The 2,603-nt window shown below is 59.4% G+C and carries 5 protein-coding genes; 4 read left to right on the top strand and 1 reads right to left on the bottom strand.

Annotated elements, in window-relative coordinates; translation table 11 throughout:
* The first annotated feature begins 32 nt into the window (after nucleotides 1-32).
* Genes EOL86_13555 through EOL86_13540 form a run of 4 tightly spaced genes read left to right on the top strand, consistent with a single transcriptional unit; the run spans nucleotide 33 to nucleotide 1,799 of the window.
* Nucleotides 33-302, top strand: a complete 270-nt coding sequence (locus EOL86_13555; GenBank protein ID NCD26601.1) for a DUF4160 domain-containing protein — start codon at nucleotides 33-35, stop codon at nucleotides 300-302.
* A gap of 5 nt (nucleotides 303-307) precedes the next feature.
* Nucleotides 308-559 (top strand): DUF2442 domain-containing protein, encoded by a 252-nt coding sequence (locus EOL86_13550; GenBank protein NCD26600.1) that lies wholly within the window; start codon nucleotides 308-310, stop codon nucleotides 557-559.
* Between the two features lie 11 nt (nucleotides 560-570).
* Nucleotides 571-1,398 carry a hypothetical protein gene (locus tag EOL86_13545; GenBank protein ID NCD26599.1) on the top strand — a complete coding sequence of 276 codons (828 nt, stop codon included), beginning with the start codon at nucleotides 571-573 and terminating at the stop codon, nucleotides 1,396-1,398.
* Nucleotides 1,398-1,799 carry a restriction endonuclease gene (locus tag EOL86_13540; GenBank protein NCD26598.1) on the top strand — a complete coding sequence of 134 codons (402 nt, stop codon included), beginning with the start codon at nucleotides 1,398-1,400 and terminating at the stop codon, nucleotides 1,797-1,799. Before EOL86_13545 ends, EOL86_13540 begins: the two co-directional genes overlap by 1 nt.
* A 65-nt stretch (nucleotides 1,800-1,864) precedes the next feature.
* Here EOL86_13540 and EOL86_13535 read toward each other — a convergent pair.
* Nucleotides 1,865-2,603 (bottom strand): AAA family ATPase (locus tag EOL86_13535; protein ID NCD26597.1); only part of this gene is annotated, 739 nt, incomplete at its 5' end.

Below are 2,603 nucleotides of genomic sequence, written 5' to 3'. Positions count from 1 at the left end.
TTCGCTAGCAACCGACAAAACGAGGTAAAGTCATGCCTTCAATTTCAATGTTTTATGGTCTCATTGTTTATATGTACTTCATGGATACCAAACAGCACAACATGCCACACATTCATGTCAAATACCAAGAGCATGAAGTAATCGTACAAATCCCTAATGGCGACATCCTTGATGGAAGCCTTCCAGATTCAAAAATGAAATTGCTCCAAGCATGGATCGAATTACACAAGGAAGAACTGATGGCAAATTGGACGCTTGCGGTCACAGGCGAGCACCCCTACAAAATTGACCCGCTGAGGTGATGAACATGAATCCAAGAGTCAAAAACGTGATTGCTCTTGCCGACTACAAGTTGCGCATTCACTTCAACAACGGGGAAGTGGGCATCTACGATTGCTCGCCCTTGCTCAACTTTGGAGTGTTCAAGGAATTGAAGGACATCGCGTATTTCAAACAGGCCAAGGCTTGGGATGGAACCGTGATCTGGCCACATGAACAGGACATTTGTCCCGACACCCTGTACCTGGATTCAACAAAAAGTCCCGAGCACGGAGCCTGATCCAAACCGCCATGCACCTTGAACTCCACCCCCAAGCCGCCCGTCTGCTGGCCCAGATCGACGACCTCAGACAGCGCGTCGGCGACCTTTTGGAAGAACAGGCCCATCTGCGCGCCCACGCCATTCCCATCCTCATGGCCACGTACGAAAAGGAAATCGGAGGCTTTGAACTTGCCCTGCTGGCCGTGCGCGTCGAGGCGAACGAGCTGAAATTCCGCGTCGAAAGCCTGATGCGGATCATCAACCGGGGCGAACGCGTCGCGGCGGATGATCTGGAGCGCATCGACACCGAGGTGCGCAAACTTCAAACCGTGTGGCAGCGGGAAATGGCCGACAAGGCCCGCCAGGTGGACGCGGCCCAGGATTTTTTGAAGGACGCCAAATACCTGAGCCCGGATCAGGAACTCCAAATCAAAAAACTCTACCGCGCCCTGTGCTTTCTGCTCCACCCGGACATGAAGGGCGACCCGGCCCTGCGCGAGACGTATTGGGACCATGTCCAGGCGGCCTACGCGGCCGGCGACCTCGCGGCCCTGGAAGCCCTGTGGATCGCGGCTCGGAACGGGCGCGGCGAGAGCGTGGACGAACAATCCAGCCTGGACGCCCTGACCGAGGAGCGCGACCGGCTGGAACACCTGGTGCTGGAACATACCCGCCGCATCGCCGAAACACGCCAAAACCCGCCCCTGTGCCTGGAGCGGGAACTCGGCGACCCGGCCTGGATCGCGGCCAAACAGGAAGAACTGCGCTCGGCCCAGGCCGCCATGCGGGCCCGGCGCGACGAACTACGCGCCCTCTGCGACCAACTCATGGCGAAGAGCGCGATACAGGTGCACTGATGTCCGACATTGCCATCAAAAACGGCCTGACCGGCCTGCTCATGCGCGTGTCCGTGGACGGCGGGGAACTGACCCTGCCCTTTGGCCGGGATATATTCCTCATCAACACCCATGTCGCGGGCACGGCCTACTACGACGCGCCCCAATCCCTGGACCGCATCCGCCAAGCCAAAACCCTGATCTTAAAGCGCCAGCCCGACAATTCCCACGACGACCTAGCCATCGAGGTCTTCACGCCGGATGGGAAAAAACTCGGCTACGTGCCGCGCAAATCCAATCCCATCCTGGCCCGGCTCATGGACGCGGGCAAGATCATCACCGCCACCCTGGCCGACTGCGACGACGAGGTGCACGGCAAATGGGTGGACCTGCGCATGGATATCGTCTTGAAGGATTTGTGAGGGGTCTGGCGTGAAAGCGCTCCGGCCTGGGCGCGGGCCGTTGCCCGAGCCCGCCCGTCACGCCGTCAATTTTCGATCTCGTGCTTCTTCAGCAGGTCGTACATGGTCGGTCGGCTGATACCCAAGGCTTCCGAGGCCTTGAGGATATTGCCGTCGAATTTGGCCAGGGCGGCCAGGATCATCTTTTTTTCGACCATGGCCCGCCCTTCCTTCAGGGTCTTGTCGAGCAGGTTAAAGCCGCTCGGAGTCGGAAGATCCTCGCCAAAGCCCAGTTCCTCCGGCGTGATCCGCGATGATTCGGCCAGCAGCACGGCCCGGCGCAACTTGTTTTCCAGTTCGCGGATATTGCCCGGCCAGGCGTGGGCCTCCAGGTAGGCCAGGGCCTCGGGCGTGAAGCCGGCCATGTCCTTGCCCAATTCCCGGCTGATGCGCCGCAGGAAGTGCTCGGCCAGAATGCGCACGTCGCCGTTCCGTTCGCGCAGCGGCGGCAGATGGATGGTGACCACGCCGATACGGTAGTACAGATCCTCGCGGAACGATCCGTTGGCGATGGCGCTGGCGATGTCCACGTTCGTGGCCGCGATGATGCGCACGTTGACGGGGATGTCCTTTCTGCCCCCGACCCGCTGGATGACCATTTCCTGAAGAAAACGCAGCAACTTGACCTGAAGATTGACCGGCAACTCGCCGATCTCGTCCAAAAACAGCGTGCCCTTGTCCGCGTATTCGACCTTGCCCGGAACCGTGGCCACGGCCCCGGTGAAGGCGCCCTTCTCGTGACCGAACAATTCCGACTCGATCAAA

This window comes from Deltaproteobacteria bacterium, from assembly GCA_009930495.1.
GTDB lineage: Bacteria > Desulfobacterota > Desulfovibrionia > Desulfovibrionales > Desulfomicrobiaceae > Desulfomicrobium.
This window is presented reverse-complemented; position numbering and strand designations above follow the sequence as displayed.

What these genes read in the sequence shown, in the direction of transcription:
- EOL86_13555 (NCD26601.1), top strand. Translation starts at nt 33, where the DNA reads ATGCCTTCAATTTCAATGTTTTATGGTCTCATTGTTTATATGTACTTC.
- EOL86_13550 (NCD26600.1), top strand. Translation starts at nt 308, where the DNA reads ATGAATCCAAGAGTCAAAAACGTGATTGCTCTTGCCGACTACAAGTTG.
- EOL86_13545 (NCD26599.1), top strand. Translation starts at nt 571, where the DNA reads ATGCACCTTGAACTCCACCCCCAAGCCGCCCGTCTGCTGGCCCAGATC.
- EOL86_13540 (NCD26598.1), top strand. Translation starts at nt 1,398, where the DNA reads ATGTCCGACATTGCCATCAAAAACGGCCTGACCGGCCTGCTCATGCGC.